The 26,914-nt window shown below is 45.6% G+C and carries 24 protein-coding genes and 1 riboswitch; of the genes, 20 read left to right on the top strand and 4 right to left on the bottom strand.

Translation table 11 applies throughout. The annotated features are described in order from the left end of the window. Nucleotides 1-34: 34 nt before the first annotated feature. Both FNL37_RS11220 and FNL37_RS11215 read right to left on the bottom strand, forming a co-directional pair. Nucleotides 35-1,078: an ABC transporter substrate-binding protein gene (locus tag FNL37_RS11220; protein WP_425325806.1), complete on the bottom strand. Its 1,044-nt coding sequence runs from the start codon at nucleotides 1,076-1,078 to the stop codon at nucleotides 35-37. 10 nt (nucleotides 1,079-1,088) lie between these two features. Continuing rightward, nucleotides 1,089-1,835 (bottom strand): class II aldolase/adducin family protein, encoded by a 747-nt coding sequence (locus tag FNL37_RS11215; RefSeq protein ID WP_013440934.1) that lies wholly within the window; start codon nucleotides 1,833-1,835, stop codon nucleotides 1,089-1,091. Between the two features lie 355 nt (nucleotides 1,836-2,190). Between FNL37_RS11215 and FNL37_RS11210 the strand changes: the two genes are divergently transcribed. The 20 genes from FNL37_RS11210 (at nucleotide 2,191) to FNL37_RS11115 (ending at nucleotide 22,346) form a co-directional block, all read left to right on the top strand. Beyond that, nucleotides 2,191-3,339: a sigma-54 interaction domain-containing protein gene (locus FNL37_RS11210; protein ID WP_159356241.1), complete on the top strand. Its 1,149-nt coding sequence runs from the start codon at nucleotides 2,191-2,193 to the stop codon at nucleotides 3,337-3,339. 283 nt (nucleotides 3,340-3,622) lie between these two features. Continuing rightward, nucleotides 3,623-4,396, top strand: a complete 774-nt coding sequence (gene rfbF / locus FNL37_RS11205; RefSeq protein ID WP_159356240.1) for a glucose-1-phosphate cytidylyltransferase — start codon at nucleotides 3,623-3,625, stop codon at nucleotides 4,394-4,396. After that, a complete protein-coding gene (gene rfbG / locus FNL37_RS11200) occupies nucleotides 4,393-5,463 on the top strand; it encodes a CDP-glucose 4,6-dehydratase (protein ID WP_159356239.1) in 1,071 nt (356 codons plus the stop codon). The genes rfbF and rfbG overlap by 4 nt, the downstream gene beginning before the upstream one ends. A 15-nt stretch (nucleotides 5,464-5,478) precedes the next feature. Next, nucleotides 5,479-6,804: a lipopolysaccharide biosynthesis protein RfbH gene (gene rfbH / locus FNL37_RS11195; protein ID WP_159356238.1), complete on the top strand. Its 1,326-nt coding sequence runs from the start codon at nucleotides 5,479-5,481 to the stop codon at nucleotides 6,802-6,804. 2 nt (nucleotides 6,805-6,806) lie between these two features. Then, a complete protein-coding gene (locus FNL37_RS11190; RefSeq protein ID WP_159356237.1) occupies nucleotides 6,807-7,688 on the top strand; it encodes an NAD-dependent epimerase/dehydratase family protein in 882 nt (293 codons plus the stop codon). 27 nt (nucleotides 7,689-7,715) lie between these two features. Then, nucleotides 7,716-8,516 carry an aldolase/citrate lyase family protein gene (locus FNL37_RS11185; RefSeq protein ID WP_159356236.1) on the top strand — a complete coding sequence of 267 codons (801 nt, stop codon included), beginning with the start codon at nucleotides 7,716-7,718 and terminating at the stop codon, nucleotides 8,514-8,516. Beyond that, nucleotides 8,506-9,216 carry an SDR family oxidoreductase gene (locus FNL37_RS11180; RefSeq protein WP_244948288.1) on the top strand — a complete coding sequence of 237 codons (711 nt, stop codon included), beginning with the start codon at nucleotides 8,506-8,508 and terminating at the stop codon, nucleotides 9,214-9,216. The genes FNL37_RS11185 and FNL37_RS11180 overlap by 11 nt, the downstream gene beginning before the upstream one ends. Further along, a complete protein-coding gene (locus tag FNL37_RS11175) occupies nucleotides 9,200-10,288 on the top strand; it encodes a 3-dehydroquinate synthase (protein ID WP_159356235.1) in 1,089 nt (362 codons plus the stop codon). Before FNL37_RS11180 ends, FNL37_RS11175 begins: the two co-directional genes overlap by 17 nt. A gap of 3 nt (nucleotides 10,289-10,291) precedes the next feature. Beyond that, on the top strand, nucleotides 10,292-11,254 hold the full coding sequence (locus tag FNL37_RS11170; RefSeq protein WP_159356234.1) for a glycosyltransferase family 2 protein: 963 nt from the start codon (nucleotides 10,292-10,294) through the stop codon (nucleotides 11,252-11,254). Then, the gene (locus FNL37_RS14160; RefSeq protein WP_159356233.1) at nucleotides 11,238-11,630 is read left to right on the top strand and encodes a GtrA family protein; all 393 of its coding nucleotides are present in this window, start codon (nucleotides 11,238-11,240) and stop codon (nucleotides 11,628-11,630) included. Before FNL37_RS11170 ends, FNL37_RS14160 begins: the two co-directional genes overlap by 17 nt. Before the next feature lie 125 nt (nucleotides 11,631-11,755). Further along, nucleotides 11,756-13,945: a hypothetical protein gene (locus tag FNL37_RS11160; RefSeq protein WP_159356232.1), complete on the top strand. Its 2,190-nt coding sequence runs from the start codon at nucleotides 11,756-11,758 to the stop codon at nucleotides 13,943-13,945. A gap of 45 nt (nucleotides 13,946-13,990) precedes the next feature. Continuing rightward, nucleotides 13,991-15,745: a thiamine pyrophosphate-binding protein gene (locus FNL37_RS11155; protein WP_159356231.1), complete on the top strand. Its 1,755-nt coding sequence runs from the start codon at nucleotides 13,991-13,993 to the stop codon at nucleotides 15,743-15,745. Between the two features lie 20 nt (nucleotides 15,746-15,765). Then, nucleotides 15,766-16,773: a glycosyltransferase family 2 protein gene (locus FNL37_RS11150; protein ID WP_159356230.1), complete on the top strand. Its 1,008-nt coding sequence runs from the start codon at nucleotides 15,766-15,768 to the stop codon at nucleotides 16,771-16,773. Between the two features lie 177 nt (nucleotides 16,774-16,950). Beyond that, nucleotides 16,951-18,105 (top strand): lipopolysaccharide biosynthesis protein, encoded by a 1,155-nt coding sequence (locus FNL37_RS11145; RefSeq protein WP_159356229.1) that lies wholly within the window; start codon nucleotides 16,951-16,953, stop codon nucleotides 18,103-18,105. Continuing rightward, entirely contained in the window at nucleotides 18,102-19,130 is a 1,029-nt protein-coding gene (locus tag FNL37_RS11140; RefSeq protein ID WP_159356228.1) for a glycosyltransferase family 2 protein, read from the top strand. Before FNL37_RS11145 ends, FNL37_RS11140 begins: the two co-directional genes overlap by 4 nt. Nucleotides 19,131-19,136: 6 nt before the next feature. Beyond that, complete coding sequence (locus tag FNL37_RS11135) at nucleotides 19,137-19,892, top strand: galactosyltransferase-related protein (protein WP_159356227.1); 756 nt, start codon at nucleotides 19,137-19,139, stop codon at nucleotides 19,890-19,892. A gap of 167 nt (nucleotides 19,893-20,059) precedes the next feature. Continuing rightward, the gene (locus FNL37_RS11130; protein ID WP_159356226.1) at nucleotides 20,060-21,022 is read left to right on the top strand and encodes a UDP-glucose 4-epimerase family protein; all 963 of its coding nucleotides are present in this window, start codon (nucleotides 20,060-20,062) and stop codon (nucleotides 21,020-21,022) included. Beyond that, nucleotides 21,006-21,566 (top strand): sugar transferase, encoded by a 561-nt coding sequence (locus FNL37_RS11125; RefSeq protein WP_159356225.1) that lies wholly within the window; start codon nucleotides 21,006-21,008, stop codon nucleotides 21,564-21,566. The genes FNL37_RS11130 and FNL37_RS11125 overlap by 17 nt, the downstream gene beginning before the upstream one ends. Nucleotides 21,567-21,712: 146 nt before the next feature. Beyond that, nucleotides 21,713-22,078 (top strand): rhodanese-like domain-containing protein, encoded by a 366-nt coding sequence (locus FNL37_RS11120; protein ID WP_244948287.1) that lies wholly within the window; start codon nucleotides 21,713-21,715, stop codon nucleotides 22,076-22,078. A gap of 19 nt (nucleotides 22,079-22,097) precedes the next feature. Continuing rightward, nucleotides 22,098-22,346, top strand: a complete 249-nt coding sequence (locus tag FNL37_RS11115; RefSeq protein ID WP_159356224.1) for a sulfurtransferase TusA family protein — start codon at nucleotides 22,098-22,100, stop codon at nucleotides 22,344-22,346. Between the two features lie 14 nt (nucleotides 22,347-22,360). Here the strand turns inward: FNL37_RS11115 and FNL37_RS11110 are convergent, their stop codons facing one another. Both FNL37_RS11110 and FNL37_RS11105 read right to left on the bottom strand, forming a co-directional pair. After that, nucleotides 22,361-23,605, bottom strand: coding sequence for a DUF4124 domain-containing protein (locus FNL37_RS11110; RefSeq protein ID WP_159356223.1), 1,245 nt, complete (start codon nucleotides 23,603-23,605; stop codon nucleotides 22,361-22,363). A 100-nt stretch (nucleotides 23,606-23,705) separates the two neighbouring features. Further along, nucleotides 23,706-23,790, bottom strand: a riboswitch (cyclic di-GMP riboswitch). 109 nt (nucleotides 23,791-23,899) lie between these two features. Next, complete coding sequence (locus tag FNL37_RS11105; RefSeq protein ID WP_159356222.1) at nucleotides 23,900-26,746, bottom strand: valine--tRNA ligase; 2,847 nt, start codon at nucleotides 26,744-26,746, stop codon at nucleotides 23,900-23,902. Between the last annotated feature and the right edge of the window lie 168 nt (nucleotides 26,747-26,914).

The following is a 26,914-nucleotide window of genomic DNA, read 5'->3' as shown; positions in this document are numbered from 1 at the left end:
AATTCATTCATTTGGGACAATGCGCCCACTACGCTCAGGCTGCTTTTCGCTCTGTTTGCAGCCAGCCGATGGCGGTCTCCAGCGGGCCTCGGTCTATCCAGGCATCGAGATCAAAGTCGCGATCCAGTAGCCCATGGATCAACATGAAGTTCTTTTGCTGCTGGAAGAGATGCACCCGCTGCTCGGACAAATCGGGGGCCAGACTCAGATGGAATTGATCCCCGTAGGCTTGCTGAACGCCGATACCGCCAGAGCGCGTCTCCCCTTCCAGCACCTTGCGCACCCCTTCCAGATTGGTTTTTGCCCACTCGGATGCGCGCAAGGATTGATACAGAAAGCGCGCGACCAGCTCTGGATGCTCCTGCAGCAGTTGCTCATGGACAGTGATCGGGCGCGGCGTGCCGTTATTCACGCGGTACTGCAGGTCCGGGTAGGTATCCAGATTGATACCAACGACCACACCCTGCCGCTGTGCGGCCTCTACTGCAGAGGCACCTTTGACATACACGGCATCCACCTTGCCCGCCGCCAGTTGCTCGATACCGGCCCACAAGCCGCCCAGATCCTCACGGCCACCTTGTCCGGAGCCCACTTCCACCAGCTGCACATCATCCAGCGTCAGTCCGGCGATTTTCAGGGCGCCCTTGTACCCATGCAGGCTCATGCCGCGCGCAATGCTGCTGCCGCGAATGTGTTCATGCAGAGGGTGCTCTATGAAAGCGGGCAATGCCAGACGCAGCCCCTTGAGATGAGCGGGCTCGGTAATGCCAGAGTCGGGCCGTACCAGAATGGTTTGCCATTCATCAATCCAGGTGAGGCCGATCAGGCGTGTAGGCGCCCCTTGTGCCCGCGCTGCGATGGCCAACAGATTGCCGCCCTCGCGAATCAGCGTGGGCAGCTGGTGATCGTAATGATGACGCGCCAGCTCACGATGATCCTGCAAGGTGAAAAGGGCAATGCCATCCGCGGCAAACTCGGATTCCAGCCAGCCCAGCTTGTGGGCGAGACCGGTGGCAGTGGGCACCGGGCAACGGGTGAACCAGAGCCGGTCTATGGCTTGTGCAGTGGTTGAGCTCACGGATATCCCCTTAGCCTGCTGCCTGGAGACTGGCAGGTGCACTGTCGTTGGCAGGCACCAATCCCAGCGCCTTGGCCTGGTCATAAATCTTGGCCATCTTCCACTGCTGGGTCAGTACACCAGGACCATAATCACGCGAGCCGCCGAGTGAATCCGCCAGGCTTTGGATCAATGCGCCCTCTTCCAGCAGCAGAATGAATTCGGCCAGCTTGCGCAGGCCTTGCTTGCCCCAGACGGTTGAACCGCCATTGGCTTCCAGAATCGCGGTGTTGTGGGGATTCAGGCGAATCTGATCCAGAATGAAATCGACTTCCTGCTGACGACGGTCGATATAGATCGGGATTTCACGAATCAGGTTAAAGCGCTGCACCGGCACGTAACGGATAGGCAAAGGCCGGTGTGCCTGCGCCCATGCGCCCAGATAAGGGGAATGCACGTGGGAAATCGAGGTGACATCCGCATGCTGCTTGAACAGCTTGTTGTAACGGGTATTGCCCAGGCCGCTTTTGCCGATGACGACATTGCCATCAAAATCCACCACCAGCGCTTCCAGCTTTTTGCCCTTGTTGAAAGGCCCACCGTAATTGACGATCACCAGTTGTTCCTGGCCTGGCACACGCTCGACAAAACCTACCGTGCCATTGGCCGTGATGGTTCCGGTCTCGCGGAACACATCAAATGCCAGTTGCGACTCTTCCAGCACGCTTTGTACAAAATCGTCCAGCTCTCTTTTTGCTTCAACAGCGATCACGCTCATTTTTTTGCCCTCTACGTTGGTATATGTATTGCATCCAATGATGCATAAACAAGCAGGGGCAAGAGCTATGCCAAAAAGAACCAGCACAGCATGATTAATTTTAATTGTTTAAATTCACTGACCTATGAAACACACACTGCCTTTACCCAGGTGGATATGATCAAGCAAGTGTTGGCAGGCAAACATCTGCAAACACAAGACTGTTGCCTGACCACCACTTTTTACATGGCTTAATTTGCATGAGCCTGAATAAGATATAACCATATCTTATATTGGTATAATGTGATATTAGTGGAAATGTTAATAACATTTAGCTATATTGCGCACTGCAATTTACCAAAGAGAGCGTCACACAATGCGAACTCAATTATGGGACTATGACCTGGAAGACGACGAGCCAACTCAGCCACCAAAAGGGGCCGAGCACGTCATCACGCACCCAAATCCATCCTCTGTCAGCTTGTCCATCCGGGCCAGCGCCCTGGTATTCAGCGACCCCAAATCGCAACAGCTGCTGAGAATGATAGAGCGCGTAGCCAAGAGCGATGCCACCGCATTGATTATTGGCGAAACCGGCACCGGCAAGGAACTGATTGCGCGCCAGATGCACGCGCTCAGCGAGCGCAAACATGCGCCTTTTCAGGCTGTTAATTGCGGCGCATTCTCTGAAACGCTGGTAGAAAGCGAATTATTCGGCTACGAACGCGGCGCCTTTACTGGTGCATCGCAGTCCAAAATCGGCTGGTTTGAATCCGCCAATGGCGGCACGCTGTTTCTGGATGAAATCGGCGACTTGCCACAATCCACCCAGGTGAAACTGCTGCGCGTATTGCAAGAGCGTGAAGTGGTGCGGGTAGGCGCGCGCAAGGCCATCCCGATTAATGTACGCCTGATTGCCGCCACCAATGTGGATTTGGAAGAAGCCGTGCGTGCCGGCCGCTTCCGCGAAGATCTTTACTATCGCATCAAGGTCGTGCCCATCAACCTGCCGCCATTGCGCGAGCGCCGTGGCGACATCCTGCCACTGGTGGAACACTTCCTGAATGTATACAAGGAAAGACTCCAGACTGCTGCGCCCCAACTGGCCCCGGAAACCATCCGCGTGATGCTCGAATACCCCTGGCCAGGCAATATCCGCGAGCTGGAAAACGTGATCCACCGCGCATTGCTGGTCTCGAACACCAACACGCTGCAACCGCACGACCTCAACCTGCCGCACTCCCTGCTGCAACGCGAGGAACACACGACCCGGCCGCATCATCCCGCAAAACCTGCCAAGCCCTCCGCTGGTCAGAGCAGCGAGGTTTCCACCTACCCACTGGAAACGGTGTTTTATGAGCTATTTCAGGAATCACCGGACAAGCTGTTCGACATCGTCAACAACCTGCTGGTGAGCAAAGCCTATGATTTTTGCCATCATAATCAGGTGCATACAGCGAGATTGCTTGGTATCAGCCGGAATATTCTGAGAGCGAGACTTAAGGAATTGGGGTTGATTGAGTAGGAAATTGCCTCGGCTGCATCTCTGCCTCAATTAACTATTGCTTAAATTCAGGCATCAGGCAAGGTGATACTCGATAATCCCAGCACCTGCACTACTCTCGACGATTAGAGACCTATTGTCACAGCCATTTCAAATTGTGCAGGAAGAGATTTAAGACCCGGGGCAATTCCTTCTCCATCTCAAATCAGTTTGCGAGATACGGGAGCTCGATCTGACGAGTACCAATATAAAGCGACAGAGACCCTATGATATAATTTTTAATTAAAATTATATGCGGGCAATCATGAAGGCAGTCATTTTGGCAGGCGGGCTAGGGACCCGCATCTCAGAGGAAACTCACCTTAAACCCAAGCCCATGATAGAAATTGGTGGAAAACCTATTTTATGGCACATCCTGAAAATATATTCACACCATGGTATTCAAGACTTTGTAATCTGCTGCGGTTATAAAGGCTATGTAATTAAAGAATACTTCGCCAATTATTTTTTGCATATGTCTGATGTCACATTCAATATGCAAGATAACACGATGGAAGTACATCATCGCAAAGCTGAGCCATGGAGAGTCACGCTAGTAGATACAGGGGATGAGACCATGACCGGTGGTCGTATCAGAAGAATAGCGGATTACGTGAGAGATGAAGAAGCTTTCTGTCTCACTTACGGTGATGGCGTAAGTAATGTGCCAATCAAGGATGTTATCCAATTTCACAATCAGCAAAATGTGCTGGCAACAGTCACTGCAACCCTTCCTCCAGGCCGTTTTGGCGCTCTTGCACTCAACGGTACCAAAGTAATGGGATTTCAAGAAAAGCCCAAGGGGGATGGCGGTATGATCAATGGCGGATTTTTCGTCCTGTCTCCCAAAGTAATTGATTACATCGAAGACGACGCTACCATCTGGGAACGCGAACCACTGGAAGCATTGTGCAACGAGGGTCAATTGGCTGCCTATCAGCACGAAGGATTCTGGCAGCCAATGGACACTCTTAGAGATAAAACACATCTAGAAGAGTTGTGGGCTAGTGGCAATGCACCTTGGAAGGTTTGGTCATGACCCCTTCATTCTGGAGAGGTCGTAAAGTTTTTCTGACTGGCCATACAGGGTTCAAAGGCGGGTGGATGTCTTTATGGATGCAAAGCCTGGGGGCTAACCTCAAAGGCTTTTCCCTGGAACCACCAACATCTCCCAGCCTTTTTGAGATCGCCTCAATATCCGACGGCATGACCTCAGATATTGGTGATGTTCGAGACTTGGCCAGGCTGACCCACAGCTTACAAACGTTTCAACCAGAGATTGTATTTCATATGGCGGCCCAGCCTTTGGTCCGCTACTCCTACAAGAACCCTGTAGAAACTTATGCCACAAATTTAATGGGCACAGTTCATCTGCTTGAAGCTGTACGTCACACCCCTTCTGTCAAAGCTGTCGTTATTATCACAACAGATAAATGCTATGAAAACCGCGAGTGGGCCTGGGGTTACAGGGAAAACGAACCCATGGGTGGCTTTGACCCTTACAGCAACAGCAAAGGATGCGCCGAACTTGCAACCGCCGCGTACCGGTCTTCATTTTTCAATCCGGAAAACTTTTCGCATCATGGCGTTGCAATAGCCACTGTGCGGGCAGGCAATGTAATTGGTGGTGGTGACTGGGCTGGTGATCGCTTGATCCCGGATATCTTGATGGCGATTGAGAAGGGCTCTCCTGTTACCATCCGCAATCCCAATGCCATTCGTCCATGGCAACATGTATTAGAGCCCATAAGTGGATATATGCAGTTAGCTGAGCGAATGATTTCAGATGGCCCCACTTACTCAGAGGCTTGGAACTTTGGCCCCAATGATAATGATGCCCGCCCTGTCAGCTGGATTGTCGATCGAATGGTTAACATCTGGGGCAATGGGGCGAGTTGGCAAATTGACAATAGTGAGCAACCACACGAAGCCACCTATCTGAAGCTTGACATCTCCAAAGCCAAAACCAAACTGCAATGGCAACCTCGCATTAATCTTGACCAAGCTTTGGAATGGATTATTGACTGGCACAAAGCCTACTTGGATGGCCGGTCCATGCAGGATGTTACAAAGCAACAAATTATGCAGTACCAACACCTTATTTGAACTGAGACTATTTCTATGGAAATCAACGACCAACGCCAACTTTTACGAGCGCAAATTGCTACGCTTGTAGATCAATATGCAGATTTGCAATATGCTCCAAAGCCTTTTGTACCAGGCCAGACCGTCATACCGCCTTCGGGAAAAGTACTAGATGGCGCCGAATTAAAGGCGATGGTGGAGGCATCTCTCGATGGGTGGTTAACCACCGGTCGCTTCAATGCAGCCTTTGAAGAAAGACTGGCCAAATTTTTAGGTGTAAAGTACTTAATTACAACAAACTCAGGATCCTCCGCCAATCTTTTGGCATTTAGCGCTTTAACCTCTCACCGCCTCGGGGATCGTGCTGTCAAGCCGGGTGATGAAGTAATAGGAGTAGCCGCTGGTTTCCCCACTACGGTTAATCCGATCCTGCAATATGGGGCAATACCGGTATTCGTTGATATTGATTTAGCCACTCATAACATCGACGCGACTAAAATTGAAGAGGCAATTACACCCCGCACAAAAGCAATCATGCTAGCCCATTCCCTGGGGAACCCCTTTAATCTTGGAATAGTTAAAGCGTTGTGTGAAAAGTACAATTTATGGCTGGTAGAAGATTGCTGCGATGCACTTGGAGCTCGCTATGATGGTGAACTGGTTGGCACATTTGGCGACATCGGAACTTTGAGTTTTTATCCAGCCCATCATATTACGATGGGCGAAGGTGGTGCGGTATTTACCAATAATGCAGAGTTAAAATTGATTGCCGAGTCATTCCGTGACTGGGGAAGAGACTGTTACTGCCCCCCCGGCAAAGACAACACTTGCGGAAAAAGATTTTGCTGGAAGCTAGGTAATCTTCCTGAAGGCTACGACCACAAATACACATACTCACACCTTGGCTACAATCTGAAAATTACGGATATGCAAGCTGCCTGTGCTCTTGCACAAATGGATAAAGCAGAGCATTTCATTCAAGTACGTAAAGATAACTTTGCCTACCTAAGAGACCGCCTCTCATCATGCGAAGAGTTTTTGATTTTGCCAGAAGCGACACCCAACAGCGATCCATCCTGGTTCGGTTTCTTAATGACGCTTAGAGAAGAGGCAGGTATTCGCCGTGTGGATCTGGTGAATTATCTCGATCAGAATAAGATCGGTACACGTTTGTTATTTGCTGGCAACTTGGCGCGCCAACCTTATATGATTGGGCGAAACTTCCGCATAAGTGGTGAATTGACGCATACCGACTATGTAATGAATAACAGTTTCTGGATCGGAGTTTATCCCGGATTAAGCCGCGACATGCTTGATTTCTCTATCGAAAAAATAGAGTCTTTCTTGGGCGTAAACTTTTAAAAATGCAACGCGTACTGCTCACTGGTAGTCGTGGCTTTATAGGTCGGAATCTCGTCACATTATTGAATAACGACTATGAGATACTGACCCCGTCTAGCCAAGAACTGGACCTGACTGACACACTGGCAGTTCAGAAGTATTTGGATGAGCATCCGGTAGACGCTGTAATTCATTCAGCAACCACCCCAGGCCATAGAAACGCTTTACCAGTCAGCGATCTGGTAGCACGTAACCTGCGCATGTTTCATAATCTGATGCGTTGCCGAGAAGCTTATGGCAAGTTTCTATATTTGAGTTCCGGCGCGATTTACGACATGCGATCCTATCAGGATCGCATGAGTGAATCATATTTTGATACATCCGTACCGATTGATCCTCATGGCTTTTCAAAATATGTGATCGGAAAATTCGCTGAATTAAACACATCCGTTGTTGAGTTAAGGCTTTTTGGCGTCTTTGGCCCCCATGAAGATTATGCTATCCGCTTCATCTCGAACGCCATTTGCAAAGCGCTCAAAGGAATGCCGATCACACTTCGTCAGGATCGCTTATTTGATTATCTGTACATAGATGATCTTGCACCAATTTTAAGGCACTTTTTGAGCGCATCCCCTTCACACAACATTTTTAATGTTACGCCCGATGAGAGTGTATCTCTGTTGATGGTGGCAGAATTAATCCGTGAACTCACGGGTACTGAAGTTCCAATTCTAGTGGGAGAAACAGGTTTAGGACTGCCATATACAGGAGACAACTCTCGCCTGCGTGAAGAAGTTCCCAACATAGAATTTAGCCCGATTAGGGAAGCGATTAAGAAATTAATCGAATGGTATCGTGAACATATTCATCTTGTTGATAGCAAATTGCTAATCATCGACAAATGATAATTTTAAGGTATAGATGGAGTCTAAATGAATAAACGCGAAATGAAAATGCTCGATATTCTGCGCCAAGGGCGAGAAGAGTTCGGGTATGTAGGGGTCAAGGCCGAGTTTGAGGCTGAAGGTACCCGGGTGGATGAGTTTCTGCGTTTGAATGAAATAGCTCGTAAAGCAAATGTAAATATCGGACTCAAAATTGGCGGATGTGAAGCCATTCGAGACATGATGGAAGCAAAACAATTGGGTGTCGAGTATATTATTGCACCGATGATAGAGTCAGACTACGCACTATCAAAATATGTTGAAGCCAAAAACAAAGTTTATTCGGAATTTGAGCAGCAACATATCCACTTTCTTTTCAATCTAGAAACAATTGAGTCCTATCAAAAAACAGATAAATTGATACAGGCAGCAAAAGTAGATAACGGGGCAGATGGAATTGTTTTTGGTCGTGTAGACTTTTCGATTTCGTGGGGACTAAGTAGAGATGATATTAATTCATCTGATGTAACTGAAAAAATCCTAGATGTAGCCAATAAAGCGAAAAATGCCGACCTTGAGTTGATCGTTGGAGGAGGTGTATCGATAGACTCACTCCCTGCACTCCGGCAAATATCAGAAATACATTTAACCAGATTTGAAACACGAAAAATCATCTTCTCTGCCGATGCGCTTCAACAGAAAAATATAGAGAAAGGGCTGCTGCAAGCAGTTCATTTTGAGTTGCTATGGTTGCAAAACAAGCGCGAATATTATGGCCTGATCGAAAAAGAAGACGATAAACGCATCCAGATGCTGGAGGCCCGCTGGCATGTTTTAAATGGCCAGTAATCCAGGTATGGATCGCAGAGCTATAGTATTTGGTGCTACAGGCGCTATTGGAAGTGCGATCTGTGAACAACTGCATGCTGAGGGATACGAAGTAACTGGCATTGCAAGACAATCAACGGAACGGCCTTATCCTATATTGTCTTGGAATCCATTTTTGGATCCCCCACCATTTAAAATGGGATGTAAACCATTTGATGCACTTATCTGGGCACAGGGAATGAATCTAAACGATGCCATTGAGACATTTGAGCTGGGCCAGCATGAGGAAATGTACCGCGCCAACGTCACTTATATTCTTTTGACTCTCAATCACCTGATAAAACTTGATTGCCTGTCCAAGCCGAGCCGCTTGTGCATTATTAGCTCAATATGGCAGAACATAGCCCGGCAAAACAAACTTTCGTATATGGTTACTAAATCAGCGCTGCAAGGTGTTGTCCAGTCTCTAATGTTAGATTTAGGCAAACAAGGACATCTAATAAATGCGGTTTTACCTGGCGCATTAGATACAAAAATGACACGAAGCAATCTTAATCAGGACCAAATCAATCGGCTCGAATTGATGACTCCTCTGCAATCCTTACCCGAGCTATCGGACGTTTCTCATTTGGTAAGTTTTTTATGCTCAGATAAAAACTCTGGGATTACGGGCCAGTTTATCCATGCAGATCGAGGTTTTACGTATGCCCGAATCATTTGATATTAACTCCTCTAGCGGAAACTATCGTATAACGATAGGAGAAAATGCATTACAGAATTTAAAAGAAAGATATAAGGACGTTTTTTATATCATCGATGCAAGGCTCGCGCCTACTCTTGACATAGATAGGAATGACGTTCTTGCCATTGACGCCACGGAAGAAAACAAGAGTCTCGAGGTCTTCGCAAACTATGTAATTGCTTTGCGTGAGAAAAAGGTTCACCGTAAAACGCATTTAATCGTTATTGGTGGCGGAGTGATTCAGGATATAGCCACTTTTTTGGCGTCTATCTACATGCGCGGTCTGAAATGGACTTACCTACCGACAACATTACTTGGAATGGTCGACTCCTGCATTGGAGGGAAAAGCTCCATTAATGTGACCGGTTATAAAAATTTGGTTGGTAATTTTTACCCCCCTCACGAAATTGCAATCGATCTGACTTTCCTTAATACCCTAAGCGTAGAAGCGATCATAGCCGGCCTCTGTGAAACTGCAAAGATTTGCTATGCCTACTCAGACAGCACTTTTGAAGCCTATCTTTCTGATATGGCTAACACTACAAGATTAAATACTAAAGTCGCAGAATCAATCGTATCACGCAGCTTAAAATCAAAAAAATGGTTTATTGAAATAGACGAGTTTGATCAAAAAGAACGTCTACTTCTTAACTTCGGGCATACATTTGGCCACGCACTAGAAAGTGCTTCCAATTTTCGTATTTCTCATGGGATTGGCGTTGGAGTTGGGATGATCGTAGCAATTAAATATGCAGAGAATCATCAACTGCTGAATTCAAATGGAGTGATAACTATAGAACGTTTTAATTATCACATCCAAAAACTGCTGCGTGAGATTCATGGCTTGCAAGAAATATTGAATGACCTTGATTTACTCGATGTCATGGGCAAATTTGAAAGTGATAAAAAGCATCAGGCAGAATATTACCGGGTAGTCATTCCCGCAAATGCTGGTCGCTTAGAATTGCTGAGTATAGAAAAATCGAATCGCTCACGGGAAGACATTATTCAAGCATTCGATCAAGCATTCAATTGCATAACAACAAACTAAATCATGCAAAATACTACTCCAAGAAAATTAATCTCTATTGTCATTCCGGCCTATAACGAACGCGATAATATACAGCCCCTTGCCGCACGCCTGCAAAATGTATTCGCTAAAAATGCGAACTACGATTTTGAAGTAATCGTAGTCGAAAATGGCTCTCAAGATGATTCTTTCGAGAAACTTCTAGCCGTTCATGAACAAGATAATCGTTTTAAAATCCTGCAACTAGCACGTAACTTTCGGATGGATGGCGGCTTAACCGCCGGCATGCATTATGCAAATGGCGATGCTTTAGTAATTATGACTGCCGATCTGCAAGATCCTCCAGAATTAATCAGTGATTTTATCCATAAGTGGGAGGAGGGATATGAAAACGTATATGGGATTGTAACTAAACGAGTTGGTACCAATTGGCTGCGTCGATTAAACTCTCATTTATTTTATTCTATTGCAAACTTCATTACCGATGGAATGATTCCCAAAAATGTAAGTGATTTCCGCCTGGTTGATAGAAAAGTATACAAGACCATCAATACTTTAGAAGAGCGTAACCGCTTTGTACGTGGACTATTTGCTTGGGTAGGATATAAATCAATAGGCATACACCATGAACGTGCCCCACGTGTAGCGGGGGTATCTGGCGCGCATACATTCAAAGTCATCAGCCTGGCACTTAAAGGCATTTTTGCACACACATACGTCCCTCTAAAGTTGATTCTTGTTATGGGGCTGACCATGTCTGCTCTTTCTTTTGTATCCCTAATCGCACTAGTATTCAGAGCTATTATTTATGGCACTCCATTTCCAGGATTTGGGACCATTGTTGCTGTACTACTTCTGATGTTCGGAGTCCTCTTTACGGTACTCGGAGTGATTGCAGAATATATCGGGTTAATTTATGAAGAAGTAAAACAGAGACCTAATTTCATTGTAAAAACTAAAATTGGCCTTAATGAATCACCTAATTAACAATAAGAAAATAAGATACATACTAGTTGGTGGATTTAATACAGCATTCGGCTATATAGTTTTTTATAGCAACTATATTGTTCTATCTAAATATATCAACTATACACTTATAGTGTTATTAAGCCACCTAATAAGCGCTATCGTAGCATTTATACTTTACCGTCATTTTGTTTTCAAAAATCACAATTTGCTAATTTCATCCTTTTTAAAATTTAATCTATCATTAACTAGCCAATTAATTCTCAATCTAGGAATTACAATTTTCCTCGTTGAACTAGCACACATTCGTGTTGAAATGGCACAATTTATTGCAGTAATATTATCAGCCATATTTGGATACTTCGCGCATAAAAATTTCAGCTTCAATGAAAAATAATTCTTAATTCATCCCCTATTTCTAAAGGGTATAACCACTAACTCATAAAAATGATTAAATATCTCTCAAAAATTAAGACATTAGTATTAATAAAGGCATATCTCATTATATCCTTGATTGGAATATTGGCTTTTTCAACCGCGATTGGACATTATGCAAATGATATTATTTTAACCAAGACAACAACCTTATATTTTCTTGACTGGGCCTCAAATAGAGATCCATACAAATTCAAAGCGATCGCGGAATATATTATTAGCTTATTGCTAACATTTATAGTTATATTATCGACTCATATAAGGTTAAAAAAAGGATTAGTTAATAGGAATCTTATTAGAAAAATAAATCTTATTAGATTATGTTCTTATTCTTTATTTATCAACTTATTTGTATTTGCATATTATATAGGATTATCTAAATCATCACCTTTGGTATTCATGATATTATTACCCCTTTTAATTTACATAAACTTGGTTGATTATTTCGATAACAAATCAGAACTTGGTTACAAAACTCACATTATAAATGCATTATTAGCTGTAATATTAATCTCGATACTAAGCCTTACATCTTTTAGTCAGTACTATATAAGCAATGACTTCTTTTCTATCTCAGGGAAAACAATTCTAAAAAATGGCTCTTCGGTTGATACAGTTGAGTATATTAACCAGAAAATGATATTTGGCTTGATGATTCAAGACCCAAGAATTTCCCGAAATAACGAAGGACAAGCAGACAATCAAAAAAAATCAAATTCAGATATATTGATAAGGAGATATACAGCTGATGAGTTAGATTTTATATCGAAAAATCGATACGAGCTACACTCTAAAGCTCAGGCTGGCTGGTTTTTTCATCATCACAATTATTTATTTGGCCCAATAAATGCCTTATCTTTAGGTGCATCCTCATCAAGCCAATTGATGATATATGGATGGCTATTGACTGCCTTTACAAAAGATTATGTTGAGTTTCTTGGTGGAGTAAATTATCAGAACTATTTCTTTGCTCTAAATAGCTATTATTGGTTATATTATTTTATCTCCATCTTAACTATTTATGGTATTTACAAAAACAACGATTTTATTTCTTGGTCTCTATCTACTATTATCATCAGCCTATCATTGATCGGGAATTCAGTACTTAACTTGGCACCAGGTTTAAATCCAGCTCGCCATTTTTTCGATGTAATAATTCTTTATTTATTATATAAATACTTCAAAAATCCGACAAGACTAAAATTAGTATTACCTCTATTTCTATCCCTCTTTTCCATTTTATGGTCAAAAGAATTCGGGTTTTTTCTTTTTTTATCAATGGTATCGGCATTCGCATACAGATTGTTTCTTGACAAGATTAAAGCACTATATCTAATTGGATTATTCACCTACTTTGCTGTCGGTGTCGCTTTATATTTATATCCATTTTCAGGATCTAATCCATCTTTTATCTACTCATTGCTTGGAATATCCACCCCGAAAACTCCAAGCTATTTACCATATTTAGTTTCAACCTTTTTCTTTCTATTGTTATACCTTACATTAACTTCACATTCATCCGCTTCTCATAAAAGTAGCGCCATTTTTATTACTTCTTATTGCGCATTAATCTCTATCTATTTTTTATGGTATCCGCAACCACACCATATTTTATCTTTATGTGTTCCATTCATTTTTTTAGCACTTTCGTTTTATAAAGAATATACCCCTAATTTTATTTTTTCCACTAAGCTCAGTAATCCAAAATACATCACACTTCCTTTATTATTATTTACTATATTTTCTGTTATTATTTTTAGTTCAAAATTCTCTTATTTTATGAACAACTTTAAGGACCATCATGTTTATGAATGGAAATTTAATCGCGTTAATATAAATACGACTATGGATCCTATATTATTTAACAGCTCAGCTGAGCTTATTAATAAATATTCTATCGATAATAAAATATATATCATTTCAAAATATGACAATATATTACCTATTATTGCCAATAAATATTCAGGCATGCCCTATAATGAATTAACAACAAACTTGGTTACCTACTCAGAAATTGATAGCTTAGCTTCTTTTATTAAATCTAATAAACCAAAATATATTTTTGTAGATTCCGACATTTCGGATCCTTTAGATGGTGAAATAATATCCAGTAGCGATCGTTTGGCTAGCTCCTTCACTTCTGATTATTTGCATGCAAGCTCATTAGTACGTACATCATTGATCTATAACCTTAGTAAGGTCTTCGATAGCGTTTCAACAGACTATCATGCTGTTGAGAAAAGCGGTTTAATAACTGTATATGAGATAAACAGATAGGCTTTTAATCTCTGCAAATATGGAACACATATAGAAATTGATATTATGAAATATAGCGACCTGATTAGTCTTGCTTTAAAAGAGGAAGGTTACACTCACTGCTTTTTCGTTGCTGGCGGCAACATTATGCATTTGCTTGAAAGCTTGAGCCATCAACTTACATGCATACCTGTAGCACACGAGGTTGCAGCCAGTATCGCGGCTGAATACTATAACCAGACTGCTCCTGATGGTTCAAAAGCATTAGCGTTAGTTACGGCAGGCCCTGGCTTAACAAATATATTAACTGGAATGGCAGGTGCTTTTTTAGAAAGTCGTGAACTTTTAGTTTTAGGGGGGCAGGTTAAAACTGCAGACTTAAGTAGAGGTCGGCTACGCCAGCGCGGCATTCAGGAAATTGACGGCGTCAGCCTAGCAAAACCGGTTTCTGTCCGTAGTCATCTTCTAGATAATGTTGTTCCTCAAAATGAATTTGTTAAATTAATTAGCTATCAATCTGCAGGACCACGCCCAGGACCTGTTTTTATTGAAATTCCTTTGGATGTGCAAGCTCGTGATGTCAACTTCGGAGAGGATGCTTTTCTGTCTAGGCATAATGCGAGCTTCGACACGCATAAAACTGAAAAGGTGGACTGGGAGAGTCTTCTCTCATCGGCATCTCGCCCAGCAATATTACTGGGAGGTGGCGTAAGTCGAGAGGCTGCCAAATCATTTGGGGAGTCTGCGGCTCAAGCTCATTTGCCCATTTTTACCACATGGAATGGTGCTGATCGCATTGCTGCCTCTCACCCCTGCTATTTCGGACGGCCAAACACATGGGGACAACGTTACAGCAATATTCTTCTACAGCAAGCCGATCTGATTTTGGCTTTTGGCACACGTCTTGGTTTGCAGCAAACGGGGTTTAATTGGCAAGCATTCGGGCCACATGCAAAAATCGTACAAATTGACTGCGACCAAGCGGAGTTGGATAAAGGACATCCACATCTGCACCTTGGTATTTGTGCTGATGCAAATGTCATGCTCGACGACTTGAGCCAAGCTTTACACTCAGATTGGTCTCCATGGCATGCTTATTGTCAATCGGTGAAACAGCGCTTGCCTTTAATTGAAGAAAATGTCACTGGACCTGAATATATTTCACCACATCGTTTTGTCGAGCATTTATCAAAGATTTCGGGGGACGATGATGTCATCATTCCTTGTAGTAGCGGCAGTGCGTTTACCGTAATGATGATGGTATTTTCCCAAAAGAGCGGACAACGTATGGTGACAAACAAGGGTTTGGCATCAATGGGTTATGGACTTAGTGGCGCAATTGGAGCGGCCATCGCCAATCCCGACAAAAGAACTATACTAGTAGAGGGTGATGGCGGATTCTCCCAAAATATTCAGGAAATAGGTACCGCAGCTATTAATCAACTGAATCTTAAAATGTTCATTTTTGATGACTCGGGATATGCGTCCATCCGAATGACCCAGCGCAGCTATTTTGGAGGGCGTTATGTAGGTTGCGACCGAAATACCTTATTAGGGCTTCCTAATTGGGAGAAACTCTTCGCCGCTTTTGAAGTTCCATCTCTGAGATTACGTCCTGGATATGAAGCAGATGCTGACTTTCAGCGACTCTTTGCAGAGCCTGGCCCGGCTGCATTCATTGTTACCATTGATCCAGAGCAGACGTATTTCCCCAAAATCACTAGCCGAGTTACGCCAACAGGAATGGAGTCCAATCCAATTCATCTCATGACCCCTGATTTACCCGATGAGTTGATGGCTGAAGTTGGCCGCTATCTTTAATCCACGGCACCCTTCAGTTTATGAGTACCACATCCTACATTCAGCCGGTTGAGCCTGTTCTCATTACATTCAATCGGTCAGAAAAACTCCATGCAACACTCACTGCATTTTTCAATGCAGGATGGAGTAATAGGATATTTCATGTTCTTGATAATGCCTCGGATGACAATACTGCAGAAGTTGTCAGTCAATTTAAAGATTCTTGGCCAGGCCTTCAGTACCATAGAAACCCATACAATATTGGCGGAAATGCCAATATCCTCCGCTCATTGGAAATTGCGGATTCGCCCTACCATTGGGTAATTGGAGATGATGATGAGTGGATTTTTGCTGGCGCAGATGAGCTAGAGCGTGTTTTACAAGCCGGCAAAGCAGATGTTGTACGCTTAGGATGGCTGGTACAAGAACACTCAAGAGGTCAATATATACCTCTTAGTAAATTGCTTGATACAGAGCCATTAGTTTTTGCCAGTTCAAGCATGATTTCCGCTACGATCATCCGTCGGTCTCAAATAGTGCTATCCCTGCCACTTGCCTACCATCACATTGCATATGCCTATCCTCAGTTAGTCAGCTTATTAACTGCGGACCCCGCAAAAGTCGAGGTATATACGCTCACAAAAAACTACATGGTGCATACACCAAGCAATGAAATAGGATATTTCGTGGGGGATCTGGAGTGGTATGCATGCTGGTTGGCCATGAGCCGATTGATCAAAAATCGTCAACACCGCTTCAATTTCATACGCGAGATTTTTGTACTTATGCGCGGAGAAGGTATTAGCCAATTAGCCATTGCCCTGTGGTTAACCCAAGTTGCATTGAATGCAAAAGGTATGAATATGCCTCAGGGATCTTTATTATTAAACATGCTCGGAGATGGTAAAGGTTACCGGCTCCCCATTAGTTTCGCCGCGATAGTTTACTGCGTAATTCCATTCTCATTGGCTCGTGCTCTAAGAAGGCTATATAGGCGATATACAGGAAAGTCTACTGAAATTCCTAAACGCGCAGAATCCAGACTGTAATTTATGCAACGATCCATATGGCGCGAGTTGTTGCTTCACTGGGATAATTCTACTCGACTAGTTTTCCTTTACCGGGCTTGGCAAGCTGGTGCTGGACTATGCACATTGGTGCTGGTCTTTCATCTACTATCCCCTATTGAGCAAGGCTTCTATTACACCTACGCAAGTATTGCAGCCATGCAAGTATTTCTCGATGCGGGATTGTCGGCCGCACTAATACAAGTTTCAGCACACGCATTCTCCAGAATGAATTGGTCTTCTGATCGGAAAATAGAAGGAAAAGACCAATCCATCTTTTATGCACTAATCCGTAAATCTGCTCTTTGGTACCTAACTGCGAGCCTGATATTTCTATCAATTGCTGCTCCAGCCGGCATAATGTTTCTCTCCTCCAACGCGTCTTTAGCACCGCCACATTGGCAATGGAATTGGGTATTCTTAGTAGTAGCTACAGCTCTGAGCCTAGTAATGGTTCCTTTCATGAGCATTTTAGAGGGGTCAGGGCTTGTCTCTGAAGTTTATGGCATACGATTGCTACAAGCAGTCAGTGGCTCTTTAGCGACCTGGTGGTTGCTATGGAAAGGCTATGGTTTACTTGCTGTATGTGCCACACCCTTAATGACGTTTATCATTTCCGCCACTGCTCTCGGTCTCAGGCATAGATTCACACTCATAAATATGTGGAAGGTAAAGACAGGCAGTTTCAACTGGAAAGAAAATGTCTGGCCATTTCAATGGCGGATTGGTCTAAGCTGGCTATCAGGATATGTATTAGTACAAATGCATACACCGCTGCTGTTTCGCTTGAAAGGGCCGGTAGAAGCGGGCCAAATGGGGTTGAGCGTGACTATCATTTCGATGCTCAGTCTGTTGGCTATGATTGGAATCACAAGTAGAACACCAAGCCTGGCACGTCTTGCGAGCAAAAAAAACTGGACTGAAATGGATAACTTGTTTTTTAGTGCAGCAAAAATATCATTGATACTATATGGGTTGGGCGCTTTTTTACTGCTGAGTTTGTGCTATAGCTTGGAAAACACCATATATGCTCACAGAATAATTTCATTTACAGATATGTTTATATTGTGCCTGGCATTTCTATCCAGTCACATTGTGGGCCTCTTAGCCGTCTATCTAAGGGCTCATAAGGCAGAACCCTATGTCGGATTATCTGTTGCAGGAGCATTGATAGTATTAATTGGAGTGCTTGCTGTAACGCCATCGTTCGGCATTCGCGGGATTGTATGTGTATTGTTGGTAGTCCACGGGGCTATTGGCATTCCTATTGCATTAAAAATTTGGTCAACTTATAGAGAAAATTGGCATAAATGATGAAGTCTGAATGTATCCTTAGCATTACCATTCCTACATTTAATCGAGCCAATTATTTAAAATTAAATCTCGAGCAACTTCTATCAGAACTAAAAGATATAGATCCTGCATTAGTCGAAATAGTAGTATCTGATAACGCAAGTAGCGACAACACAGAAGAGGTTGCCAAATCATTTATCGGTAAATTACAAAATTATCGATACATTAGAAATGCGGAAAATATTGGTTCTGATAAAAATATTGCTCAATGTTATAGCATCGCCAATGGTACATATGTCGTTGCTTTGGGCGATGATGATTTGCTAATAAATGGTGCAGTAAAATGGATTATTAATGAAGTAAAAAGAAACACATATGGGGTAATTTGCATTCGGCCATTTGGATATGACAATGACTTCATAAATGAATGCCCTCCCAGTTTTGGACATTCAGTATCTTTTAAAGATACGGCAAAATTTTTAAGTAAAATTGGTCCTCTTGCAGCCTTAATTTCTGCTTGCGTAATAAATAAAAGTCTCTTGACTGATGTAGATCCATATAAATTTTGCGGATGCAGCCTTGTACAAGTTCACTTAGTTATCCTTGCCGCAAAAAAAGCCAGCCTAAACCTTTACAGCAAAAAATATTTCATTGCTTACAAAAGAAATAATTGGGGGCATTATGATTTTTCAAACGTTTTTGTCCATGAGCTCGGAAAAATCCTCGATTCTTATAGGCCGTTCCTAGGGGCCGAAGCTATCAAACGTTATGAAAAAAAGCTACTACTAAGTTATTTCCCTCAATATATTTTAAAAGACAGGGTAAAAAACCATAATATTTCATCTGTCAAAAAACGTTTTTCTGAAAGATATTCTAAAAATATTTGGTATTACTTATCAGTTTACCCTATTTTATTTTGGCCTAAATATATTGCTATCGCTTGGGGTGCAATTGTTTCGCTCATAGGAAGACTAATTAACGGCGATGGCGTTCGGATATTTTACTTTCTGATGAAAAATACATCTCTCACTCTTAAAAGGCAATAATTAAACTTGGACTCGTTGGTTACAATATCTATTGTTAGTCATAATCAATCTACGCTAGTCAATTTTCTATTAATTGATTTAAGTAATATTAATTTTACAGGTCCCATTATTCTCACCAGCAACTTACCTGGTGATAATTTCGAGATTCCGGAAAAATTACTTAATCAGGTACGTTTTATTTCCCCACCCGCACCAAAGGGGTTTGGTGCAAATCATAACTATGCGTTTCGTTACTGCAATACTCCATACTTTGCAATTCTAAATCCTGATATAAGAATCCCCCACAATCCATTTGAGAATTTGCAACTAGGGATAGTCGGAGAAACAGCTCTCATCGCTCCCGCAATTTTAGGCCCCTCTGGACAACCTGAAGACAATGCGCGCCATTTCCCTACGCCGTTCAGTCTAATAAAAAAGGTTATACATATGGATCATGGACATTATCCATATCAAGTAGGAAACCCGCCCTTTGCACCTGACTGGGTAGGTGGAATGTTCATGATGATTAAATCTGATGTATTCCGTCAGCTAAACGGCTTCGATGAGGGGTTTTTCTTGTATTACGAGGATGTTGACCTATGTGCGCGCCTACAAATGGCCGGGTGGAAAGTGAAATTAGATCCCTCTGTATCTGCAATACATCATGCTCAGCGGGCCAGTCACCAAAATATCAAGTATCTAAAATGGCACGTACTAAGTATGGTCCGCTACTTAGTCAAGCATAGCTTGTGGTTGTTACGTAGAAAACACAAAACTTTCTAAGCTCGTCTAATAGCGATAAAGTCTATGCTTTATGTATACACAGAGAATCGCATCAGTAAAATCCCAACTCAAATTGCACAAATGACATGTTTGCTCATCAATCAATTTATATCGAGAATTTATGAACCACGAAAATCTGATTGCTTGATAAAAGGCGATGAAACTTAATGACAATTTTAGTTACTGGTGCGAACGGATTCGTGGGCTCTGCGCTTTGCAACAGACTGGAAGTCCAGGGCTCAACTGTTCGTAAAATAGTACGTTCACCTAAGCAGGGAATTGATATTACGGATGTTGCCAGCACTGGCGAGATCACGGCAAATACAGACTGGACTATTTCACTGAAGGATGTAGCTACTATCATTCACCTTGCTGCCCGCGTACATGTAATGTCCGACAAAAGTGCAGATCCGCTAAGTGAATTCCGTCGCACCAATGTTGAGGCTACTATTAATCTAGCAAGACAAGCTGCTGACATGGGCATAAAACGGTTTATCTTCCTCAGTTCCGTCAAGGTCAACGGCGAATCGACAGAGCCCGGGGGCATTTACTCTGCCGATGACGATCCCGCGCCCGAAGATGCATATGGAGTCTCAAAGTTTGAGGCCGAGCAAGCACTGTTAAATCTGGCAGCCGAGTCTGCCATGGAGGTGGTGATTATCCGTCCGCCCTTGGTATATGGCCCAGGTGTGAAGGCCAACTTCGCCAACATGATACGTTGGCTGGCCAGCGGTGTTCCTTTACCGTTAGGAGCGATTACCAACAATAGACGCAGCTTGGTAGCCTTGGATAACCTGGTAGATCTTATTATTACCTGCATCGACCATCCTGCCGCCGCCAACCAAATATTTTTGGTTAGTGATGGGGAGGATTTGTCATCTGCCGAGCTCTTGACTCGTATGGCAAAAGCGCTTGGTAAACCTGCCCGCCTCTTTTTTGTACCCATTCCGATCCTAAAGCTGGGGGCTATATTGCTGAACAAGCGCAGTATTTTCCAGCGGCTATGTGGATCCTTACAGGTAGATATTGCTAAGACGCGACAGTTATTGGGTTGGAACCCACCGATCACCATTGATGAAGGATTGCGGCGCGCTGCCCAGTCCGAGGATAAGCATGAAACGCGCGTTTGACTTGATACTGGCTTTAATCGCTGCCCTGTTGCTGATACTGCCCATTCTGATTGTGGCCATGCTTGTTAGGTTGACATCCCCAGGGCCCATCGTCTACTGGAGTAATCGTGTTGGACGGCGCAACCGGATTTTCAAAATGCCCAAATTCCGCAGTATGCGCATTGACACTCCCGCCGTTGCAACGCACTTGCTGGAAAATCCTTCGCAATGGCTGACACCGATCGGGGCATTTTTGCGCAAATCCAGTCTGGATGAGCTACCTCAGCTCTGGAGCATACTCAAAGGCGACATGAGTTTTGTCGGGCCTCGGCCGGCGCTGTACAACCAGGATGATCTGATTGCATTGCGTACCGCGCAGGGAGTGGATGCACTGGTGCCTGGATTAACGGGCTGGGCCCAAGTCAATGGACGAGATGAACTGCCCATTCCACAAAAAGTGGCGCTGGATGCAGAGTATCTGCACAGGCAATCGCTGATGTTTGACTTGAAAATACTCTGGATGACAGCACTTAAGGTGTTAACAAGAGACGGCGTGTCACATTAGCGATAAAATCACCCCTTCATTGCTGGAACTTACATCGCCATCGGCATGTACGAATCATCACTCGCTAAAACAAAAGCACTGCTCCAGATTTAGCCAGGCGCGTGATTAGAAATATCGACGCCTTGTGTTCTCTCAGACTGCAGTGAATGATTGCCCTCTCACTTCAATATTTAGGCTCCACCATGACAACCCATAAAGACATAGACGCAGCAGAGCTGTTTGCCCTCATTGAGAAAGGGACGTTGCGTCTCATCGATGTGCGTAACGCCGATGAAGTGGCTCGCGGGATTATCGCTGGCGCACGTCATATTCCACTTTCCCTTATACCGGCCAGCGTTGATGACTTGACGGCAGGAAGCGAAACCCTGGTTTTTTATTGCCATAGCGGCATACGGTCAGGGCAAGCTGCATCGTTTATTGCGAGTCATGGCCGTGAGAATGTGTACAACCTGCAAGGCGGTGTATTGGCTTGGGGAAGGGCTGGATTTCCTTTTGCCCCGCTTCAAGCGTGATCTTGAAAGAGAATAAGAAATGGAATTTACGAAAGAACTGGATGCGCGCGGTCTTAAATGTCCGCTGCCGATTTTGCGCTGTAAAAAAGGCTTGGCCGAGCTAGAGCCCGGCCAAGTATTGAAAGTGCTGGCAACCGACCCAGGGTCGGTAAAAGATTTTCAGGCGTTCTGCAAACAGACGGGGCATGAAATGCTTGCCCTGCAGGAGCCGGATGAGGCCATGCAGGACAAGGTGTTTACATTCCACATTCGCAAACGTACGACATGAGTTATTTGAGTTAACTATTTAGCCGTTGTTTGAGATTTGCCATAATCCATGGGTAAGAATTGCAAACTTTCCCATGGGAATCCATCCAGTACCGCATAATTGGCTTTGTTCTCGAACAAGGCAGGATAAGGATTTGGCTTACCCAGCTTGGTGTAAGAATAGGCATTCTGCGCACGCAGCGAGAGCGAGCCGGCTTTGTCCCACACGACGAAGCCATATGTCTGCGCTGCCTTCGCAATGATTTTGCCGGCTTTGCTCAACTTCAAAGTGTTGACATCAATATTGGGATCCAAGCGGAAACGTTGGCCTTCTGCAATCTGGTAAGCACGCTTGTTGCCATTCCAGCCATCTGAGCGATTCGCTGGCCACGAAATTATATTCCAGTGCTCGGCATCGACCAGGGCTATACCAATCGCATGTCTGATTTCACCGCGCTCCAGTTCTTCAGCCGTAATCTGGCCGCCAATAAAAGGCAGGCTGGTGGCTGTGGTGCCATAGTACTTATAGAACACGCCATTGCTCTTGGATGCGTTTTCCAAACGGCCACCCCAGCAGGCATACCACACCCCATTTTCTTTCTTGGCCTTCCAGAATTCCCAGACAGTATCCGTTGAAGGTTGATATACCGTCATTTCCATATCGTTACCTTCAGCAGGAACAGCATATGTTGGAACCGGAACGGCAGCCCATTGTGTCAGCAAACCAGAGTCCTTATAGCCCTTTTTCTGGCAATCCCACTGATTTACGCGGACTGTGGGAGTATTGGCATCCGCCACATAGACCGGGCTGGAATACTTGGATGTATTGATCGTGACGTTACCGTAGTAAGCTTTTTTCTGCCGCACAATCTCTTGTGCAAATTGTGCAGAGTAAGGATGCAGCTCGACGTCTTTAGGGATAGGCGTATACCAGAAGCTATCTGGCGAGAAAACAGAATCCGTTACCAGTGCATTGGCTTTCACTGCGGCTGCCGAAGCTTTTATCGCGGCTGCTTTCTCAGCAGCAGCCTTTGCTTCAGCCGCTGCTTTTTCTGCGGCCGCTTTGGCAGCAGCTTCTTTGGCCGCCTGCGCAGCGAGTGCCGCTTTTGTTGCTTCTTGCGCCTGCTTGGCAGCGTCTGCGCACATAAAAGGCAAGTTGGTATAAATCGTCTTGCCCGATGTGCCAGTGCACTTAATGTAATCCGCAGCCTGAGCACTCATCGCAGCGGTGCTGGCCATGATAGTGATCGCGACCAATATTGCGTTTCTGGGGTTCATCATGTCGTCCTCTCGTCTTGCATCCATAGTGTTCTTTAACGGTGTTAAGAACAAAAAATTGAATTTATCCGAAAAGGCAGCCAGCCGGTTGGCTTACTGGAGGATTGGCGGCCCCGCTGTCATAGATTGCTCCTTAGACCGGTAGCTTTGCGTCTCCGTTCTTTCAAACGGGTTTGCCTTTTCATGTATCTATTAACGCGCCGCGCTCCAGCAAAGTCAATTTACTATCTGCTTGTTTCTAAAGGACTGACATTTTTGGTCAGTCAATGACAACCGCATCATGCGGCCGTCATTTCCCTAAACTAAACGCCCCAATTGAGATTGCAGCTTGTCCAGCGTTGCCTTGAAGCCCGCCAGACGTTCCCGCTCCTGTGCCACCACGGCGGCAGGCGCACGATCGACAAAACTCGCATTGCCCAGTTTGGCTTCCGCTTTGCTGACTTCGGTTTGCAAGCGGGTAATTTCCTTGCTCAGGCGTTCCTTTTCTGCAGCAACATCGACTTCAATCTTCAGCATCAGGCGGAAGTCACCTGCCAGCGCCACCGGGGCATCGGCTTGCGGCAACTCGGCAACAATCTCAACCTCGGCAAGCTTGGCCAGGGCTTTGAGATGCGGAGCGTAGGCTTGCAATGCGGAGGCATCTCCCGCCGCAATCAAGGGTACGCGCGTCGCGGGCGAAATACCCATTTCCCCGCGCAAACTGCGGCAGGCATCAACGGCTTCTTTCAGCAGACCAACCCAAGCTTCCGCCTGTTCATCAATTTTGCCTGGCTGTGATTTTGGATACACCTGCAGCATGATGCTGGGGCCAGGCTGATTCATGTCACGGCCAGACAAGGGGCCCACGGTTTGCCAGATTTCTTCGGTAATGAAAGGCATGATGGGGTGCGCCAGACGCAGGATGGTCTCCAGAACGCGTAGCAAAGTGCGGCGCGTAGCGCGCTGCTCGGCCTCGGTACCGGTCTGCAACTGGGTCTTGGCAATTTCCAGATACCAGTCGCAATACTCATCCCACACAAACTTGTAGATGCTTTGCGCGATCAGGTCAAAACGGTAATCGGCAAAACCACGCTCGATATCCGCCTCCACTTTTTGCAACAGGCTGACAATCCAGCGATCCGCCTGGGAAAAGCTGAGATAGCCTTCAGGCTTGGTTTTGCAATCTTCCAGACCGCAATCCTGCCCCTCGGTGTTCATCAGCACAAAGCGCGTGGCATTCCACAGCTTGTTGCAGAAGTTGCGGTAGCCCTCGCAGCGCTGCAGGTCAAACTTGATATCGCGCCCTGGCGAAGCCAGGCTGGCAAAGGTAAAGCGCAGCGCATCCGTGCCATACGCAGAGATGCCCTCGGGGAATTCCTTGCGGGTACGCTTCTCGATCTTTTCCGCGTCCTTGGGGTTCATGAGCCCAGTCGTGCGCTTCTTGATCAGCGCATCCAGATCAATGCCGTCGATCAGGTCGATCGGGTCCAGCACATTGCCCTTGGATTTGGACATCTTCTGCCCTTCCGCATCACGAATCAGGCCGTGCACATACACATGCTTGAACGGAATCTTGCCGGTGAGGTGCGTGGTCATCATGACCATGCGCGCTACCCAGAAGAAAATGATGTCAAAGCCGGTGACCAGCACGCTGGATGGCAGATATTGCTGCAGTGCCTGATTCGCCGCATCCACGGCTTCATCCCCCGTCCAATCCAGGGTAGAGAACGGCCACAAAGCGGAGGAATACCAGGTATCCAGCACGTCATCATCGCGCTTCAGTTTGCCGGTATAGCCATCCTTTGCCGCCAGGGCTTGCGCTTCGTCCGCATCATGCGCAACGTACACCTTGCCACTGTCCGTATACCAGGCCGGGATCTGATGCCCCCACCACAGCTGGCGCGAAATACACCAATCCTGAATATTGTTCAGCCACTGGTTGTAGGTGTTTACCCAGTTTTCCGGGTAGAACTTGATCTGACCGTCGGCCACCACCTCCAGCGCTTTTTGTGTGATGCTCTTGCCATCGGCAGCGGGCTTGCTCATGGCGACAAACCATTGATCGGTCAGCATGGGCTCAATCACCACGCCGGTGCGGTCACCACGTGGCACCTTGAGTTTGTGCTTGTCGACCTTGACCAGAAAGCCCTGGGCTTCCAGATCAGCCACAACCTGCTTGCGGGCAGCAAAGCGCTCCAGACCGCGATAGCCTTCAGGCGCATTCTCGTTGACGAAGCCCTTGAGGTCGAGGATGCCGATCATGGGCAAACCATGACGCTGACCTACCGCATAGTCATTGAAGTCATGCGCCGGTGTTACCTTGACCACACCGGTACCGAACTCGCGATCCACATAGTCATCGGCGATGATCGGTATCTCGCGATCACACAATGGCAGCTTCACCGTCTTGCCGATCAGATGCGCGTAGCGCTCGTCTTCGGGGTGCACCATCACCGCTACGTCACCCAGCATGGTTTCCGGACGGGTGGTCGCCACCGTGAGATGCCCGGAGCCATTCGTCAGCGGATAATTGATGTGCCACATGGAGCCGTCTTCTTCGTCCTGCACCACTTCCAGGTCAGAAACCGCCGTGCCCAGCTTCACATCCCAGTTCACCAGGCGCTTGCCGCGGTAAATCAGGCCTTCGTTATACAGGCGGACAAAACTCTCGGTCACTACCTTGTTGAGGCCGGCGTCCATGGTGAAGCGCTCGCGGCTCCAGTCTGGCGATGTGCCCAGACGGCGCATCTGCTGGGTAATGGTGCCGCCGGAGTATTCTTTCCACTCCCACACTTTTTCCAGAAATTTTTCCCGGCCAAGGTCGTGGCGGCTGACGCCTTGCGCATCCAGCTGGCGTTCCACCACGATCTGCGTGGCAATGCCCGCGTGATCCGTACCCGGTTGCCACAGCGTATTGTCGCCGCGCATGCGGTGATAGCGCGTCAGGGCATCCATGATGGTCTGGTTGAAACCATGGCCCATGTGCAGGGTGCCTGTCACATTGGGCGGGGGCAGCAGGATGCAGAAATTGTCTGATTTGGAGGCATCCATGCCAGCCGCGTAATAGCCGCGGGATTCCCAGAATTGATACCATTTGCTTTCGAGCGCCTTGGGGTCAAAAGCTTTGGCTAAAGTGTGTGCGTTTTCAGTGGTTTGAGTATTCATAGGTCGGGGATTTTACCACAGCGGCCGCCTGGCTGGCCCGCCCTTGCCCAGAGATTCATGCGGACCATGGCGTATGCCGGAATTGACGCGAAGCCAGAACTTTGGGTTAGGATACGGCTTTACCTGTTGACACATGAGGTCGCCATTGGACGCCGTCTGGATCTGGGG

This window comes from Methylovorus glucosotrophus (assembly GCF_009858335.1).
GTDB classification, from domain to species: Bacteria; Pseudomonadota; Gammaproteobacteria; order Burkholderiales; family Methylophilaceae; genus Methylovorus; species Methylovorus glucosotrophus.
This window is presented reverse-complemented; position numbering and strand designations above follow the sequence as displayed.

What these genes read in the sequence shown, in the direction of transcription:
- FNL37_RS11145 (WP_159356229.1), top strand. Translation starts at nt 16,951, where the DNA reads ATGCAAGTATTTCTCGATGCGGGATTGTCGGCCGCACTAATACAAGTT.
- FNL37_RS11170 (WP_159356234.1), top strand. Translation starts at nt 10,292, where the DNA reads ATGCAAAATACTACTCCAAGAAAATTAATCTCTATTGTCATTCCGGCC.
- FNL37_RS11150 (WP_159356230.1), top strand. Translation starts at nt 15,766, where the DNA reads ATGAGTACCACATCCTACATTCAGCCGGTTGAGCCTGTTCTCATTACA.
- FNL37_RS11210 (WP_159356241.1), top strand. Translation starts at nt 2,191, where the DNA reads ATGCGAACTCAATTATGGGACTATGACCTGGAAGACGACGAGCCAACT.
- FNL37_RS11115 (WP_159356224.1), top strand. Translation starts at nt 22,098, where the DNA reads ATGGAATTTACGAAAGAACTGGATGCGCGCGGTCTTAAATGTCCGCTG.
- FNL37_RS11125 (WP_159356225.1), top strand. Translation starts at nt 21,006, where the DNA reads ATGAAACGCGCGTTTGACTTGATACTGGCTTTAATCGCTGCCCTGTTG.
- FNL37_RS11190 (WP_159356237.1), top strand. Translation starts at nt 6,807, where the DNA reads ATGCAACGCGTACTGCTCACTGGTAGTCGTGGCTTTATAGGTCGGAAT.
- FNL37_RS11105 (WP_159356222.1), bottom strand. Translation starts at nt 26,746, where the DNA reads ATGAATACTCAAACCACTGAAAACGCACACACTTTAGCCAAAGCTTTT.
- FNL37_RS14160 (WP_159356233.1), top strand. Translation starts at nt 11,238, where the DNA reads ATGAATCACCTAATTAACAATAAGAAAATAAGATACATACTAGTTGGT.
- FNL37_RS11140 (WP_159356228.1), top strand. Translation starts at nt 18,102, where the DNA reads ATGATGAAGTCTGAATGTATCCTTAGCATTACCATTCCTACATTTAAT.
- FNL37_RS11155 (WP_159356231.1), top strand. Translation starts at nt 13,991, where the DNA reads ATGAAATATAGCGACCTGATTAGTCTTGCTTTAAAAGAGGAAGGTTAC.
- rfbG (WP_159356239.1), top strand. Translation starts at nt 4,393, where the DNA reads ATGACCCCTTCATTCTGGAGAGGTCGTAAAGTTTTTCTGACTGGCCAT.
- FNL37_RS11120 (WP_244948287.1), top strand. Translation starts at nt 21,713, where the DNA reads ATGATTGCCCTCTCACTTCAATATTTAGGCTCCACCATGACAACCCAT.
- rfbH (WP_159356238.1), top strand. Translation starts at nt 5,479, where the DNA reads ATGGAAATCAACGACCAACGCCAACTTTTACGAGCGCAAATTGCTACG.
- FNL37_RS11215 (WP_013440934.1), bottom strand. Translation starts at nt 1,835, where the DNA reads ATGAGCGTGATCGCTGTTGAAGCAAAAAGAGAGCTGGACGATTTTGTA.
- FNL37_RS11175 (WP_159356235.1), top strand. Translation starts at nt 9,200, where the DNA reads ATGCCCGAATCATTTGATATTAACTCCTCTAGCGGAAACTATCGTATA.
- FNL37_RS11110 (WP_159356223.1), bottom strand. Translation starts at nt 23,605, where the DNA reads ATGATGAACCCCAGAAACGCAATATTGGTCGCGATCACTATCATGGCC.
- FNL37_RS11130 (WP_159356226.1), top strand. Translation starts at nt 20,060, where the DNA reads ATGACAATTTTAGTTACTGGTGCGAACGGATTCGTGGGCTCTGCGCTT.
- FNL37_RS11180 (WP_244948288.1), top strand. Translation starts at nt 8,506, where the DNA reads ATGGCCAGTAATCCAGGTATGGATCGCAGAGCTATAGTATTTGGTGCT.
- FNL37_RS11185 (WP_159356236.1), top strand. Translation starts at nt 7,716, where the DNA reads ATGAATAAACGCGAAATGAAAATGCTCGATATTCTGCGCCAAGGGCGA.
- rfbF (WP_159356240.1), top strand. Translation starts at nt 3,623, where the DNA reads ATGAAGGCAGTCATTTTGGCAGGCGGGCTAGGGACCCGCATCTCAGAG.